This window comes from Waterburya agarophytonicola KI4, assembly GCF_020640915.1.
GTDB lineage: Bacteria > Cyanobacteriota > Cyanobacteriia > Cyanobacteriales > Xenococcaceae > Waterburya > Waterburya agarophytonicola.
In genome coordinates, this window is record NZ_JADWDC010000090.1 from 1 (window position 1) to 14,310 (window position 14,310).

General features: G+C 38.9%; 15 protein-coding genes. 5 read left to right on the forward strand and 10 right to left on the reverse strand.

Annotated elements, in window-relative coordinates:
* The first annotated feature begins 208 nt into the window (after positions 1–208).
* Positions 209–694, forward strand: a complete 486-nt coding sequence (locus I4641_RS21385; RefSeq protein ID WP_229642621.1) for a hypothetical protein — start codon at positions 209–211, stop codon at positions 692–694.
* Between the two features lie 56 nt (positions 695–750).
* On the opposite strand, the gene I4641_RS21390 is transcribed toward I4641_RS21385, so the two are convergent.
* A complete protein-coding gene (locus I4641_RS21390) occupies positions 751–1,710 on the reverse strand; it encodes an NAD(P)/FAD-dependent oxidoreductase (protein ID WP_229642622.1) in 960 nt (319 codons plus the stop codon).
* 257 nt (positions 1,711–1,967) lie between these two features.
* Positions 1,968–4,286 (reverse strand): DNA helicase PcrA, encoded by a 2,319-nt coding sequence (pcrA, locus tag I4641_RS21395; RefSeq protein WP_229642623.1) that lies wholly within the window; start codon positions 4,284–4,286, stop codon positions 1,968–1,970.
* Between the two features lie 205 nt (positions 4,287–4,491).
* Here pcrA and I4641_RS21400 point away from each other — a divergent pair, with 205 nt between their 5' ends.
* The gene (locus I4641_RS21400) at positions 4,492–5,172 is read left to right on the forward strand and encodes an SAM-dependent methyltransferase (RefSeq protein WP_369426859.1); all 681 of its coding nucleotides are present in this window, start codon (positions 4,492–4,494) and stop codon (positions 5,170–5,172) included.
* A 60-nt stretch (positions 5,173–5,232) separates the two neighbouring features.
* Here the strand turns inward: I4641_RS21400 and I4641_RS21405 are convergent, their stop codons facing one another.
* The 3 genes from I4641_RS21405 to I4641_RS21415 form a co-directional block, all read right to left on the reverse strand.
* Positions 5,233–6,744, reverse strand: a complete 1,512-nt coding sequence (locus I4641_RS21405; protein WP_229642625.1) for a WD40 repeat domain-containing protein — start codon at positions 6,742–6,744, stop codon at positions 5,233–5,235.
* A 44-nt stretch (positions 6,745–6,788) separates the two neighbouring features.
* A complete protein-coding gene (locus I4641_RS21410; protein WP_229642626.1) occupies positions 6,789–7,292 on the reverse strand; it encodes a hypothetical protein in 504 nt (167 codons plus the stop codon).
* 198 nt (positions 7,293–7,490) lie between these two features.
* Positions 7,491–7,685, reverse strand: a complete 195-nt coding sequence (locus I4641_RS21415) for a hypothetical protein (RefSeq protein ID WP_229642627.1) — start codon at positions 7,683–7,685, stop codon at positions 7,491–7,493.
* Positions 7,686–7,922: 237 nt separating this feature from the next.
* Here I4641_RS21415 and I4641_RS21420 point away from each other — a divergent pair, with 237 nt between their 5' ends.
* Positions 7,923–8,330 carry a DUF2780 domain-containing protein gene (locus I4641_RS21420; RefSeq protein WP_369426860.1) on the forward strand — a complete coding sequence of 136 codons (408 nt, stop codon included), beginning with the start codon at positions 7,923–7,925 and terminating at the stop codon, positions 8,328–8,330.
* 136 nt (positions 8,331–8,466) lie between these two features.
* On the opposite strand, the gene I4641_RS21425 is transcribed toward I4641_RS21420, so the two are convergent.
* The 5 genes from I4641_RS21425 to I4641_RS21445 form a co-directional block, all read right to left on the reverse strand.
* On the reverse strand, positions 8,467–9,342 hold the full coding sequence (locus I4641_RS21425) for a 3'(2'),5'-bisphosphate nucleotidase CysQ family protein (RefSeq protein WP_229642629.1): 876 nt from the start codon (positions 9,340–9,342) through the stop codon (positions 8,467–8,469).
* A 102-nt stretch (positions 9,343–9,444) separates the two neighbouring features.
* Positions 9,445–10,254, reverse strand: coding sequence for a precorrin-4 C(11)-methyltransferase (gene cobM / locus I4641_RS21430; RefSeq protein ID WP_229642630.1), 810 nt, complete (start codon positions 10,252–10,254; stop codon positions 9,445–9,447).
* A 14-nt stretch (positions 10,255–10,268) separates the two neighbouring features.
* Positions 10,269–11,120: a prolipoprotein diacylglyceryl transferase gene (gene lgt, locus I4641_RS21435; RefSeq protein WP_229642631.1), complete on the reverse strand. Its 852-nt coding sequence runs from the start codon at positions 11,118–11,120 to the stop codon at positions 10,269–10,271.
* Between the two features lie 181 nt (positions 11,121–11,301).
* Positions 11,302–12,159: an OmpA family protein gene (locus tag I4641_RS21440; protein WP_229642632.1), complete on the reverse strand. Its 858-nt coding sequence runs from the start codon at positions 12,157–12,159 to the stop codon at positions 11,302–11,304.
* 9 nt (positions 12,160–12,168) lie between these two features.
* Positions 12,169–13,212: a methyl-accepting chemotaxis protein gene (locus I4641_RS21445; protein WP_229642633.1), complete on the reverse strand. Its 1,044-nt coding sequence runs from the start codon at positions 13,210–13,212 to the stop codon at positions 12,169–12,171.
* 154 nt (positions 13,213–13,366) lie between these two features.
* Here I4641_RS21445 and I4641_RS21450 point away from each other — a divergent pair, with 154 nt between their 5' ends.
* Positions 13,367–13,786: a nuclear transport factor 2 family protein gene (locus I4641_RS21450; protein WP_229642634.1), complete on the forward strand. Its 420-nt coding sequence runs from the start codon at positions 13,367–13,369 to the stop codon at positions 13,784–13,786.
* A gap of 123 nt (positions 13,787–13,909) precedes the next feature.
* On the forward strand, positions 13,910–14,310 hold a 401-nt coding region (locus tag I4641_RS21455; protein ID WP_229642635.1), incomplete at its 3' end, for an NAD(P)H-binding protein.

Consider the following 14,310-nt stretch of genomic DNA (forward strand, 5'->3'; position numbering starts at 1 on the left):
TTTACTGCGAAAACCTGTTGCCACCTCAGTTAGATTAATTGTCTTCACTCTTAGCGCAGTTAATTAATGGACGGGCGAGATCGCGCTCGTCCCAAATTTTGCTTGCTTTTTCGGAGGGGGGAATGAACGGTTACCTCCGCATTCCGTCTCTGGTTATAGTATTACTAATCTAAGTCTTTAGCTGGGAAATATAATTGTGTTTTTTAGTATGGCAAAATATAAAAACTTTTTTGTTAATTTAGTCACCAATCTAACAATCGTCATTGCCCTTAGCTTGTGGATTGCATTTCCAGCCTTAGCAGTTACCCAGAAATTGCAGTTTAATACTCCTGCTGGATATACAGTCAAAACAACATTTAGTTACGATGAAACTCAAAAACCCAAAATGATTCGGGAACGAGGAAATGGTAAAACTGAAGTCCTAGATTCACTAAAAATTAGTTTTTATAATCCTTCTGGCGAACTAATGGCGAACTACAACAATGTAGTTGAAGGAATAGCCACGGGGACTTATTTTGAGTTTAATTTCGATCCAGCAACCCAACAAATATTAGGCAAGATCGATCTTGGAGGAGAGTCGGCGGGGCAAATGTATCTAAAAGGGGAAGCCGAGGGAGAATTATCTTTAATAGAAGTTACCCAGTCGGGTTCAGAAAAAGTGATCGATCGAGTATCTATTGAAAGTAGCAAGTAACAAATAAATATTTTTAAACACTTATTACTTACTACTTACTACTTATTACTTATTACTTATGAATGATCCCAATCAGGTTTGATAGACTTGCGATGATTGAGATAGCGGTCGATCGCCATTGCAGCAATACAGCCATCTCCCGCAGCTACTACAGCTTGTTTGTAAGGAGTATTGCGAATGTCTCCAATTGCCCAAACACCAGGAACATTTGTCGACATATCATCATTAACTTTTACCCCACCATCAGCATTGTATTCAACTCCATCACCAATAAAGTCTGTAATAGGTTTTGAACCGTTTTGATAAATAAATACACCTTCTACATCTAGCGGTTGTGGTTCGTCGGCGTCTTTGGTCTTCAATTTAACTCCCGTTACTCCTCCACCATTACCTTCCACCGATGCCAAACGAGTGCGTCGCCAGTGTTTGACGTTGGGCATCGCAAGCAAATCGTGGGCGTGATGGTCTTCTTGTTTGGGATCTTTAAAAGTAATCCAATGCACCTTAGAAGCAAATTTGGTCAAAAACTGAGCTTCTTCTACTGCTTCTTGGTTAAGACCGACTACTGCTACTTCGCGATCGCGATAAAACGCACCATCGCAAGTGGCACAATAGCTAACTCCCCGACCGAGAAATTCTGATTCTCCTTCAAAAGAAGCCCCACTCCTTCCCATTGCACCCGTAGCCAACACCAATGACTTCCCGACAAATGTTCCTTCTGGGGTGTATACCTTTTTCATTTCGCCACTGACATCAATGCCAAACACTTGAGCGCGTTGATAAGAAGTACCATATTCAACAGCTTGTTCTCTCATGTTTTTGAGTAGTTCATCTCCACTCATTTCCCCAGAAACCCCTGGGTAGTTAGCGATTTTATGGGTAATTGCCAATGCACCCACCGCAGGATTTTTATCCAAAATAACGGTTTTGAGATTGGCTCTTGATGTATACAGCGCACACGTGCAACCCGCTGGCCCCCCTCCAATTATGACGACATCAAATTCCTGTGTATCCAAAATGCCAATCTCCAGTTGATTGATAACCTATATGTATTTAGGATACATCTGCCTTGGGTCTGGATACAAATATTCTACTCACAATTACGTATTTTTGTGAACGATATCCCCTTTTGGTTTGCGCCAAAGTAGAGGAGTATTTTAAGTATCGATCGCAATTATGAAGCCGATAAATGGTCCTGGTAATTCTTCATTATCTTAGATTGTGGGATGTCCCAGTTCCTTACGTAAAAAAATATTCTCTTTAATGAGAAATATTATTCAACCTTTTCCATGGGGGCTACTTTAGGAATAATTTTCGTTACGTTCATAGCTAAAAATTTAACTGCAAGAGTGGCTTTTTTACCACTACCTAGTATATGGGTAACTTCCCCTGCACCAAACTCATAATGCAAAACGCGATCTCCTACATTCCAATCAATATCGATCGCCTGGGAAGTTTTTTCCGCTTTTGGACGACGACGGCGATAGGTATTAGCTGCGTTGACGTTACTGTTAATTAATTCCCCAGGTAGTTCCATCAGGAATTGAGATGAGACGGCTGGTTCTCTTGTACCCCAGAGGCGACGTTCTCTAGTATAGGTCAAGAATAGTTGTTCTTGAGCGCGAGTGATGCCAACATAGCATAGACGACGTTCTTCTTCTATTTCTAAGGGATCGTTGAGGGTACGGTTGTGGGGTAATAAACCTTGTTCCATCCCGACGAGGAAGACTACGGGGAATTCTAAACCTTTGGCTGCGTGGAGAGTCATTAAAGAAACCTTTTGTTGTTCTTCATCCAAGCCATCCAAATCGGAGGAAAGAGAAGCACTAGCTAAAAACGCTTCTAAACTTGTTTCTTCATTATCTTCCTGAAACTGTTGTATCGCATTGCTCAACTCGTAGATATTGGCGATGCGGTTATCTGCTTCGTCTGTACCCTGTTGCTGTAATTCTTGGACATAGCCCGATTCTTCGAGGACATGATTTAAAACATCTCCTGCGGTTAATTTATCGAGGTTATCTTTCAATCCTTGAATCATCTTGGCAAATTGAGTTAAAGCTTTACCAGCCTTTCCGCCAACGGTATTAACGGAGGTTTCATCATTAACAATTTCCCATAAAGGTACGCCCAACTGTTGTGCTGCATCCATCAGCCTACCCATGGTTGTTTTACCAATACCGCGACGGGGAGTATTAATAATTCTGAGAAGACTTACTGTATCGTCTGGGTTGGCAATAATGCGTAGATAAGCCAGGGCGTCTTTGACCTCTTTGCGATCGTAGAACTTCAAACCGCCGACAATATTGTAGGGAATATTATTATGTAGCAGGAGATCTTCAAATGGACGAGACTGGGCGTTGGTACGATATAAAATCGAAAAGTCTTTCCAGCCAATTTCAGGGTGATTTTTCTCGATCTGCTTCATTTGGTTGACGACAAACCGCGCTTCTTCTTGTTCCTCATCGGCTTTATAAAGATAGATTTGTTCCCCTACTCCCCTAGTCGGTTTAAGGACTTTATCAATCCTTTGACTGTTATGGGAAATCAAATGATTGGCTGCTTGTAATATATTCTCGCGAGAACGATAATTCTCTTCCAGCTTGATCATGGTGCGAGTATCTTCATCGGGTAAACCATCGCCAAAATCTTTTTGAAAATCTAGCAGGATAGTATAGTCAGCCAGACGGAAGGAATAGATCGATTGATCCGCATCCCCCACCACAAAAAGCGATCGCAACTTCCAATTCCATTCGCTTTTATTCATCTCGCCATTAGTAGCCAGAAGTCTAATTAAATCGTATTGGATGCGGTTGGTATCTTGATATTCATCCACCAAAATATGCTGAAACTGGCTATGCCAATAGCCTAAGATAGATTCATTTTGCTGAAATAGTTTTACAGGTATCCAAATTAAGTCATCAAAATCCAAAGCATTATTAGCAGCTAGGCGAGACTGATATTGGTCGTAAATCTCTGCTATTACCCGCCCGCGATAGCCTGGCTCTTGTTTGGCGTAATCTTCAGGGGTTAAACCCTGGTTTTTGGCGTTACTTACTGCATAGCGAATTTTACGAGGATCGAATTTCTTATTATCGAGATTTAATTCTTTGGTAACAATATTCTTAAATAAACTTTGGACATCCGACTCATCAAAGATCGAAAAGTTACGCTTCCAAGTACGTCCTCGTTCGTCTTGGTACTTGTTAATATCAAAGCGCAATAGCTTGGCAAACAAACTATGAAAAGTACCGATCCACAGCTTTTTAGTCGTTCTTTTATATACCTTGGACTTTAATGCCTTTTGTTCGTATTCATTTAAAAACTCAAATCTTTGGTTGTGCTGTTGTAGTGCTAATTCTGTCGCAAAGATATACTCAATCCTTTCCCGCATCTCCCGCGCAGCTTTATTTGTAAAGGTAACTGCTAAAATATTCTCTGGATTAACTTGGCGATCGCGAATCAAGTTAGCAATACGATAAGTTAACGCCCGCGTTTTTCCCGATCCTGCCCCTGCTACCACCAACATTGGGCCACAATAATGTTCGACAGCAAGGCGTTGAGAAGGATTAAGATGGCTCAAAAAGTCAGTCATGATGCAAGGATAAGGGATGAAATAGTTGAATCTACTTACGTTGTTTATGTTACCAACTATTACCCGCCCGAATCTAGAAACTATTTTTAGTCTATCGATCTAATGCTTTTTGAATAAATAGATGTTGACCTTTACCATATCAAGAATAAACTGAGTTCAATTTAGCTACAATTCAAATACTGTTGTGATAAGAAGTAAACCATTCATGGTTATGAAGCTGGATAAAGTTGTTCCTTTCGGGCGATCGCTAGATGAATATATTAAGATGTTCGATCTATCTCTCGAAGATCTCCAACAGCATATTTTAGGGTTGGGTGATGGTCCAGCTAGCTTTAATGCAGAGGGTACAGCAAAAGGATATAACATTACTTCCATCGATCCTATTTATCAGTTTGATGGTGTGGAAATTAAACAAAGATTTGATGCGGTAGTCGATAATATTGTCGATCAGATAATTGACACTCCTGATAATTGGGTGTGGAGTTATCACAAAAACCCTCAAGATTTAAAATCCAGACGAATTAAAGCTTTAGAGACTTTTTTAGCAGATTATCAACAGGGTAAACAAGAAAATAGATATAAAACTCAAGCATTACCCAATCTAGATTTGGCCGATCAAAGTTATGACTTAGCGTTGTGTTCTCATTTTTTGTTTTTATATTCCGAACAGTTCGATCGCGATTTTCATATTGCTGCTATTGAGGAAATACTGAGAGTTAGCCAAGAGGTAAGAATATTTCCTTTATTAACTTTGATGCAAAAAACTTCTCCTCATTTAGATTTTGTAGTGGATAAATTCAGCAATTTAGGGTATTCAACTGCGATCGTAAAAGTACCCTATGAATTTCAGCCAGGAGCAAACAAAATGTTAGTAATTAAAAACTAAAGCAATATCTCCAATATTTGCACCGCCTCTAATTGTTGGTTAGCAAAGTTTAGATGAAGTTTATTGACACAAATTTTTCTTCCAATTGGCATTACCGCGATCGCCATAGCATTTAAACTGTTTGCCCGCCCAAACTACGCGGTACTGTTTTTCCTGACGATCACCATAGGGAGCAAATTTGACTAGATAACGCAAACCCGCCACAGAATCATCTGCCAAATTGGTTTGAGTTAGAGTAACAAAAGCCAAATTATCTTGGGGATAATTAATTTCAACTTGTTCTTCTTCGGATTCAACAATTTCCGTCAAACCCAATGCAGCTAAAGCGATCTTTTGGGGATCTGTGCCAATGGGTGAAGGTTTCCCTGTATATGTATTTGTATCTACTTCTGATGCGATCGAATTAGCCCAATATTTAGCAATTGACAGAGATAAATAATCATCTTCGATACTTGACTTTGGTTGAGAATTTGACGGCTCATTTTTCCATAAATAAATTTGTTGGCGATTAGATTGGTCAGATTGCCGAACTTGGGCAAATAGATCGCCCTGGGGGCTAAATGCCACAATTTTCGTTCTTTCTTGACGAGAGGGGGGCATAACATTTCTCAAAGGTAATCCCGTAATCAGATTAGTCATGGCTGAAGAATGAAAATTCCCCGCTATCAAGCGACTATTGCCACTCAAACTAAATAAACCATTACTACTGTGGAGGTTGTTAGTTTTTTGATAGATTTCTCCTTTTTGCCAATTCCAGACCTTGATTTTGCCATCGTAGCTACTACTGACTAAACGTTTGCCATCAGCAGTAAACTCAATTTGAGCAATATCATTAACATGACCGTCCAAAGTATTTAATAACACTGGCTTATCTCGATCTAATGCCCATAGTTGTATGACATGACTTTGTTGTTGTCCTGAAATATTCACATCTACCGTCGCCATTACTGTACCATCGCTCTTAAGAGCGATCGCTTCTACAGGATGTTGGAGATCGAAGCTAAATAATTTATCTCCTTGAGGAAAACTCCACGCAGTAACCCCTCCATCGCAAGCACCATAAAGTATCTCCCCCGACACATCAAACACCACTTGTCCACATCCTGCTGATTCAGAAATCTGAAAAATCTTTGCTCCCGTGGCAGTATCCCAAACAATTAAAGAATCATCAGGGGTTAATAATCCCTGACTCCAGGTAGTGGTGGCAAGAAAGCGACTGTCAGGACTAAAAGCGATCGCAGTTGGCGCAATTGCCAAAGCAGATTTGCTGGCGTGGTGGGTGGGTAAAATACGCTGAATCTCTCCTAAGTCTGTTCTCCAGAGAAGAATCTGACTTGCTTCTACCGTAGCTAAGATTTTTCCATCAGGACTAAACTCAATTGCGTTTGTCTCTGTTATAGATTCGAGAGTATGGCTTAAAACCGCATTTTCCCAAGGAGAAGATAAACGATTTTGAAGATTAGCAATAGAGTCGGTGGAATCTCTAGATTCAACTTGGGCAAAAATAACTGACTGTTGACCCAAAGCGATCGCCATAGCCAGCAAATACTTAACATAAAACCGATTGCCCATAATCAAATATTCTTCCCTAGAAAACAAACCTGTCAAAAGATAAACTAATTCACCACAATTGGGTAGTCAGGAGTCGGATTCAAAGGACAGCTAAAAACATACTCCCCAGGCTTGAGGGTAATTTCGTAGTCTTTAGTCGTACCTTTACTCAAACCACCACCACTAACTTTAGGAAGAGTAACTTTTTGAATTCCCGATCCTCGCAAATAAAAACCCAGGGGATAAGAGACATTTTCGTTTGTTACCCGAAAAATATATTTACCTGGTTTCAATTCTAGAGGTTTAAATTCTGACTTTCTTGCAGCTAAAGTTTGGGAGTTTATTTTGTTACAATCTTCGGCACTTGTCGGTTGATATTGATAGTTTTTTGCCTCTACTTCCAAAAACTGACAGCCTACTTGAGTTAGTTCGACTACGGTGGCTATGGGGGATGTATCGGATTGTGTCGATTCGTTTGATTTTGATGCTGGGATGTCTGGGCGATCGCCATAACAACCAGCTAAAACAAGACACAACAAACTACTACTAATTAAACTGAAGTATTTCATAAAAGTAAAACCACAATGCTACAGACAAAGAATATTTTTATCTCTCTGCTTTGTCGAGGTTAACCGCTAAAAATTATCAAATACTGATTTCTTCCTGAGACGAAGTTAAAATTTTAAACAAGAAACGAGAAGAGATTAAATGTTTCTTAGTTATCCTTCTCGCGTTCTTCTTTAAGATGTTACTGATTTCACCAGTTGCTATTGACCAGCACAGGGGTTTGCACCAGCACAAGGATCTACACCAGCACAGGGGTTTGCACCAGCACAAGGGTCAACTTCAGTGGCATCTCCACCAGTTTTGGGTTCTCCCGCACAAGGGGTGGCACAAGAAGTTACTAAGCCCAAGCTTAGAACCGAAGCAGCAAATAAAGTTCCTAAATATTTAACTTTCATATTTTTCTCCTAATTGCAGATTATAAGTTGATTTATTCTACTCAAACAAATTGAAGGTCGCTTCTAATTCAAGTTTAATGTAACCAAATAGATGAAAATTTTTTGATAAGATAGCCCTTCTTTACCTAAATTTAATGAAAACTTTGTATTTTCTTTAGCTAAATAAACAGATCCGTTAGTTTTAAGTATTTCTTTCTTTAAATCCCTCTAGGTCTTTGGCATGATGGATGAGAAAGCATTTTACAACACGAACTCATGGAACTTATTCAACAACTAACTCAAAATTTAGGAGTAGATGAAACCCAGGCGAAAGGAGGTGCGGGATTAATTTTCAAACTGGCTAAAGAACAATTGGCAGATGGTGATTTTGCTCAATTGGCTAGTGCTATACCTGCTGTCAGTGGTTTGATTGGCGAAGCACCTGCTGGTGGCAAAGGAATGGCTGGCGCGCTTGGCGGACTGGCTGGCGCGCTTGGCGGTGGCAAAGCGGGTCAATTAGCTAATATGGCTGCATTGGCTGGTGGTTTTGGACAATTAGGTCTCAATCCTGGAATGGCAAGTAAGTTTGTCCCCATCATCTTGTCTTTTGTTCAAAACAAAGGTGGAGATGGAATCAAAGATATGTTGGCAGGAGTTTTAAAATAGATCGTTCTTTTCATAGCTAACTATTTTAGTATCTACTGAATTTACTGAAAATAAAAAAGCTGAATTGGGTAATCTCTCAATTCAGCTTACTCATCAAATTCGCTTTATTAATAGAAACTAATAGCTATTAGCTTAATTAATTCTTATCGATCTCTTTGAGCATTGCAGTAGCTTTAGCACAAAGATCTTCATGACAATGACCGTTAGTAGCTACAATACAACCCCAACGTTTAACATCACCTTGATTATAAAAAACAGGCTTACCATCAACATAAGTAAACTTACCACCAGCTTCAGTCAGAATTAATTCAGGTGCAGCAAAATCCCAATCTTTAGCAGCAGACTTACCCGACAAAGAGATATAAACATCAGATTCTTGCTCTAATAAAGTAGAAATCTTTCCCCCGACACCCCCCATATATTTTTTACCAGCAAAAGGCAAACCGTCGATTAACTTCTGAAAGCGATCGTCGCGGTGAGAACGACTTACAATTAGGTATAGATCTTCAATTTTATGGCGATCGCTTACTTTAATAGAAGTAACTGTACCGTCTTTAGTTTCGACAAAAGTACCTTGGTCTTTAGAAGCAAAATAAATCTTTTGTGATTCGGGAATAGCCACAATACCAATTACAGGACGACCTTGATAAGCTAAGGCAATATGCATTCCATATTCACCAGTTTTATCGATAAAATCTCTTGTACCATCAAGGGGATCGATAATCCAAACCCAGTCATGGTCTACAGGTTCGGCTTTTTTGACATCAAAAGTTTCTTCGGATAGATAACCAAACTCTTCTGTGCCTAATTCTTCTTTTAAACGACCAACAATATATTTATTGGCTGCCATATCAGCTTCGGTAACGGGACCATCTTTTTTATCTTTAATATCCAAATCGGAAGTATCTTTATGATAAAAAGAACTAAGAATATCGGCTGCACCCCATGCTACGGAACGAGCGACCTTAAGCGCGTCGGCTATTTTTTTAGTTTGATTATTATCCAAAGTCATCTCCTAGTAATATTTTTTATTTCTTAACAATTCTAACCAACAACTATATCCTAAGTCAGCGATCGGCAACACGTGTCATTGGTCATTGGTCAGTTGTTTTTCTCAAATGCTCGTTTCTTTTTCTTGTTTAGCCTGGGGACGGAATAAGTGAGAATGTTCGGGATGGTACAAACGCGATCGCGTTTTAACGGCTTGTTGAAGTGCGGGACTAATTAAATATAGGGTGGTGCGAATCAGATCGTTTTCTCTAGTTATCGCAGCCATTTTTTCTAAGGGTACGACCCAAATTTGTTCATCTTGCCAGCCTACGCGATAACATACCGCTACGGGGGTATCTGCGGGATAGTGTCGTAACAATTTTTCTTGAGCCTTCTCTATATGACGAGCTGCTAAATATAAGCATAAACTAGCTTTATGAGCAGCAAGAGAAGATAATTCTTCTGCATCGGGGACACCAGAGGCTTTACCACTAATTCTTGTTAATATAATCGTTTGGACTAGCTCTGGGATAGTTAATTCGGTGCTGAGTTTGGCAGCAGCAGCTTGAAATGCACTGATACCAGGAATAAGCTCAAAAGGAATGTCTGCATCGCTAAAGGCTTGCATTTGCTCGCCGATCGCACTATACAAGGTAAGGTCACCTGAATGGAGACGCACGACGGATTTACCTTCTTTTACTCTAGCAATTGCCAAAGGGATAATTTGCTCTAAGGTTTTATTTCCCGTAGCGACTAATTCTGCATCATCTCGTACATCCTGCAAGATTTGCTTGGGTACTAAAGAATTAGCATAAAGAATTACATCTGCTTGAGCGAGGATTTTATGAGCTTTGAGGGTTAATAATTCAGGATCTCCTGGCCCCGCACCAATAATATACACTGCGGGTTGAAGAGAAGAAGAAGAGATTGTCATTTACTTATTACTTATTATTTATTACTTATCGACTGTTGCTTTCGAGGAGAAACAACATCAGGTAGAGGACGTTTAAACCAATAAAGCCAAGCAAGGATTAAAACACCTAAAGAGATCGCACTGAAGCTTACTACTTGAGCAACTTTTAATGGGCCTAACATTAGACTATCAGTACGCAACCATTCAATCCAAACTCGTCCCAAACTATAGGCGATTAAATATACCCCTGCTAGTGTTCCTGTTTTAAGGCGATCGCGATTTTTTAAACCCCAGAAGAATAAAAATAACAGAATAGCAAACACCCCCAGATTCGACAGAGATTCGTATAAAAAAGTAGGATGAAAATATTCTGAGTTCAAAAATCCTAAAGGGCGATAGCGGGGTGCAATATAAAGCTTCCAAGGTAAATCGGTCGGTTTGCCAAAAGCTTCGGAGTTAAAGAAATTTCCCCACCTGCCAATGGCTTGACCTAAAATCACCGAAGGTGCAACCAAATCTAATAATTGCCATAGTGAAATCCGATTTAGACGAGCAAAAATAATCGTACCCAAAGTCCCGCCAATAATTGCCCCGTGAATGGCGATACCTCCCTTCCAAATCGCAATTATATCCTCTGGACGTTGAGCATATTCCTGCCATTCAAACAAAACATAATAGATTCTGGCTGCGGGGATAGCAAAGAGAACTAACCAAATAGCTAAGTCCCCGAGTAATTCTGGATCGACGTTGCGACGTTTGGCTAGATATTGAGAAAGAGTCAAACCGATTAAAACCGCCGAAGCAATTAGTAAACCATACCAACGTACAACAATGGGTCCGATTTCCAAGATAATCGGACCAGGGGATTGAAAAGCAGCGAAAAGCATATCTAAACCTCATTCTAAATCTTTGATTGTGCGATTTATACCCATACCATTAAGGTACTTTACTCATAGATAAATCAAATGCTTCAAATGCCTATTTTCTCTGAGTTTTGCACGATTCTTAAGTTTTCTTGACTTTGTTCTGATTTCCTTAACTTGTGACTAATGCTTAGGATGAGAGAAGTCACTTGACTGTTTCGGCTTTTCCTAATGGAGAGAAGCGAATTTCGATTCTACGACGACTGGGATCTGGTTGGCGGTTAGCAGAGGCAAAATCTCCCGTAGGTAGTTGTACTTGGGCTGCGGAATAGGGACGAAATGTTACTCCTTTAAGTCTTCCTGTTTGTTCTTGAACTGTCTGAAGTTGTTTGACTACTTCTAAAGCCCGCATCAAGCCTAAATCGGCATTTGAACCAGGTTTGAGACTATCTACAGATTGTTTTCCTAAAGCTACTTGTTCTAGCTGTTGGTCGAGGTTTCCACTACCAAAGTTTACTTGACCGTCGGTATGTCCGATAATTTCTACGACATAAAGATTGCGTTGTTGACTGATTCGTTCGATGCGATCGACTAAATCCATGGTGATATAGTCTTTTAGGTTTTGGGGTAATTTGGCACTACCCGAATCGAATTGATATCCCCCAGAGTCTTGGATTACCACTACGGGAGGAGCTGATTTTAGGCGATCTATTTCTGATTCTAAAATATTGACGCGGTTTCGACTGCGTTCGTTGCTATCGAGTAATAGTCTTTGTAGTTCGGAAGAGGCTTTTTTTAACTGGCGCACATCTGAAGTGCTTTCGCCTAATTCGTTTTCTAAAGTGGCTATTTCTCTTTGGAGTAATCTTACTTGTCTTTCGGTGTCGCTCAGGTTTTGTTCGGTTTCTTCCGCTGCATATTTAAGAAACAATGATTTGAATAAAGCGAGTAATAAAAATAGGCTAATAATCATGAAAGCGTTAGCCATTAGATCGGTAAAAGATGGCCAAACATTTAAACTTTCTGTGGCTTCGTAATTTCGTATTTTACGCTTGGTTTTCATGATTATTAGTTAGTTTATCTTATTGACTAGTTTTGATAGTTCTTGCTGTATTTCTTTTAAGCCCGATCGCTCGATCGCATTTTTTTCTTGATTTAATTCCAATATTTTTTTGGTTAGTTTTTGCATCGAAATTAAATTATGGTCAAAAGATTGAGTAGATTTTTGTAAGATCAAAGAAGATTGAGAGAATTGATTTTGGGCGATCGCCAGATCGTTAGTAGCAGCAGCTAGTCGTTCGGGGAAACCACTATTATCTAAAACGTTAGCAGCCTTTTCAAAAGTTTCTCCACTATTTTCGATTCTGCTAAAGGCTTTATTCATCGACTCTTCAATGGTATTGCTTAACTGATACAGCATTTGCTCGAAGTCACTACCAAACTTTTCGATCGCACCTTCGATTGAACTAATAGGTTGTACTTGAGGCAGATAAATGTTGTCGATATAGTCTTCTAAATAGCTCAATAAACCCGCTTTAATGATATTAGTATTCCACAATAAATTTAAAACTGTTAACAAAGAACTACAAGCGATCGCAATTAAACTAGTGGTAAAAGCTACCCCCATTCCCTGCAAGGGCTGGTTTAATTCTTCGACTAGATTTCTGACATCATTAATATCTATCTGGGTGATAGTTTGACTCAAATTTGATAAATTAAAAGTAATGCCCAAAAATGTACCGAGCAAGCCAAAAGAAAGTAATAAATTAGGTAGAATACGACAAAAATAATCGATGAATTCACAGTCTAAAGATAAACCAAGAAAATAAAATCTTTCTTGGCTATATGCTCCTTCGATTACTGATGCCGTATTGATGCGATCTAAATTAATTTTACTATCAACAAATCTCTGTTCTAATTTATTAATAATTGTGGGAGTAGATTCTAACTTGATTCCGATTAATAGTTTTTTGGTTTTATTTGCCAAAGACTTGAGATGTCTATATAAAGCATAGCGTAATAAAATCGCGCCAAAAGTTGGCAAAATTACCAGAAAAATTGCTAATACAATTAAATAGCCAGGTATCAAACCAAGAATGTTAAATATTTGTTGCATAGTCTTAAAATATGTTGGGTTTTATTTTTTAGCTGAGATATGGCGAGGGGTTTTTGTAGTAGCTTTGATTGTGGCATCAGCTAGCTTGAATTGGAGGAGATTTTAATAAAAGCTTCAAGCTCTCAATATATTCAATTTAACGAAAAAAGAGAAGATGGAATTATTACAGCCCTATGGCAAATATATTTTAATTAGTTTAAGTGCGATCGCAGGAATTACTATTCTTATTTGGATCTTGGTGGTGGCGATCGTAATGAGAAATACCAAAGGTATACCGTTAGTAATTAACGATTTTTTAAAATTGATTCTAGAAAATAAAATCGATTTGGCTTATAATTCCACTACAGATAATTTTCATAGTAGAATCTCTAAACCTCAATTTAGAAAACTAATCAAAGATAAAAAGTTCAAACAATATCAACGGACTTCTTTGGGTATTCCTAAAATGGAAACAGGCGATAGTGCGACGATTGATACTACTTTAATTTTGAAGTCTGGCAGAGAAATTCCTTTGCGATTTAATGTTGTCAGACAAAACAAAGAATGGAAAATAAATCTATTAGAAATAAGTTAATCGATAGACCTAAATAATAAATTTTTAGATAATGAGAACGCTTTTTGTAACTATTCTCTATTTTGCCTAAGATAGCTGATCCCTATAATGCTACTTTAAAAGGTGAGTTTTAAAATAGCAACGATGAAAAAAGTATTGGTTACTGGAGCAACGGGAAGAACTGGTTCTTTAGTTTTCAAAAAACTGGCAAATCAACCAAAAGAATTTACGGTAATTGGTTTTGCGCGATCGCCAGAAAAGATTGAACAAATGTTTGGTTTGACAAAAAATTTTATTGTTGGCAATATTAGCAATCAGTCTCAAATAGAAGCTGCAATGGAAGACTGCGACGGCTTGGTTATTCTCACTAGTGCCATTCCCAAAATGGTCGTACCACCTTCACAAGGAAAGCCGCCTGAATTTGCATACAACCTAGGAGAAATGCCTGAAACAGTAGATTATCAAGGTCAGGTCAACCAAATTAATGCTGCTACCCACCTTCCGCACGTCAAAATGTATTATTTAGAGTTTCATAAAATCAGTCA

Bases quoted from the DNA above. Each gene is read 5' to 3' on its own strand.
- lgt (WP_229642631.1), bottom strand. From the start codon at position 11,120: ATGCTTTTCGCTGCTTTTCAATCCCCTGGTCCGATTATCTTGGAAATC.
- I4641_RS21440 (WP_229642632.1), bottom strand. From the start codon at position 12,159: ATGAAAACCAAGCGTAAAATACGAAATTACGAAGCCACAGAAAGTTTA.
- pcrA (WP_229642623.1), bottom strand. From the start codon at position 4,286: ATGACTGACTTTTTGAGCCATCTTAATCCTTCTCAACGCCTTGCTGTC.
- I4641_RS21405 (WP_229642625.1), bottom strand. From the start codon at position 6,744: ATGGGCAATCGGTTTTATGTTAAGTATTTGCTGGCTATGGCGATCGCT.
- I4641_RS21400 (WP_369426859.1), top strand. From the start codon at position 4,492: ATGGTTATGAAGCTGGATAAAGTTGTTCCTTTCGGGCGATCGCTAGAT.
- I4641_RS21410 (WP_229642626.1), bottom strand. From the start codon at position 7,292: ATGAAATACTTCAGTTTAATTAGTAGTAGTTTGTTGTGTCTTGTTTTA.
- I4641_RS21385 (WP_229642621.1), top strand. From the start codon at position 209: ATGGCAAAATATAAAAACTTTTTTGTTAATTTAGTCACCAATCTAACA.
- I4641_RS21425 (WP_229642629.1), bottom strand. From the start codon at position 9,342: ATGACTTTGGATAATAATCAAACTAAAAAAATAGCCGACGCGCTTAAG.
- cobM (WP_229642630.1), bottom strand. From the start codon at position 10,254: ATGACAATCTCTTCTTCTTCTCTTCAACCCGCAGTGTATATTATTGGT.
- I4641_RS21445 (WP_229642633.1), bottom strand. From the start codon at position 13,212: ATGCAACAAATATTTAACATTCTTGGTTTGATACCTGGCTATTTAATT.
- I4641_RS21450 (WP_229642634.1), top strand. From the start codon at position 13,367: ATGGAATTATTACAGCCCTATGGCAAATATATTTTAATTAGTTTAAGT.
- I4641_RS21415 (WP_229642627.1), bottom strand. From the start codon at position 7,685: ATGAAAGTTAAATATTTAGGAACTTTATTTGCTGCTTCGGTTCTAAGC.